The 710-nt window shown below is 45.4% G+C and carries 1 protein-coding gene; it reads left to right on the top strand.

Annotated features, from left to right (window positions below):
• Positions 1-710 (top strand): thioester domain-containing protein (locus DXC04_RS15990; protein ID WP_243112190.1); only part of this gene is annotated, 710 nt, incomplete at both ends.

Raw genomic sequence — 710 nt, 5'->3', positions numbered from 1 at the left:
TTACATTGACAAAGGGGCGAACCATTTATTATCCAAGCTATATTGGAAATTATCTTACTTGTCTGTTTACCGTAAACGGAAAGATTGCATACTGTCTCCAATCCCAGAAAGCATCCCCACCGAGCGGAAGTTATGTGGCACAGGTACTGGACAGTAACAAGAATCTGCAGAAAGTTCTTTATTATGGCTACGGTGGGGCAGGAGATCTGACAGGAAGTTATCTGTCTGGAAAATCAGAGGATGAAAAGTATGTGTATACGCACATTGCAGCCAGCTACGCTTACGCAGGAGAAGCCGGATTTACAGGCTGTAATTACAATGACCTTGTAAATGCAGGGGTGATCGCATATATCAATTACCTGTTCGGACAGGAAGAACCGCCAAAAGGGGAACTGAGCCTTTCCAGTACGAAACTGAATGCAGTGCGGGATGGAAATCTCCAGAAAACACCGAATATCACACTGTCTGGAGATCACAGAAATTATGTGACACTCAGTGTGCCGGAACATGTCACCGCACATAACCTGACCAAAGGAACAAGTGTGACAAATGGGAAAATCCAGATTTATGGCGGCGATACTTTTTATCTGTCGGCAGATCTGTTGCTGACAGGCAGTTATGCTTCCGGCAACTTATACGGTTCTGTCGGAAAGACATGGAGAACGCTGGTGCTGACGACCGGAGATTCCAAACAGGATATCGGTGTATTC

Origin of the sequence: Dorea sp. OM07-5 (assembly GCF_003481355.1) — a bacterium.
Taxonomy (GTDB): domain Bacteria; phylum Bacillota; class Clostridia; order Lachnospirales; family Lachnospiraceae; genus Dorea_D; species Dorea_D hominis.
Note: the sequence above shows the minus strand (reverse complement) of the source record. Positions and strands in the feature narration are given on the sequence as shown.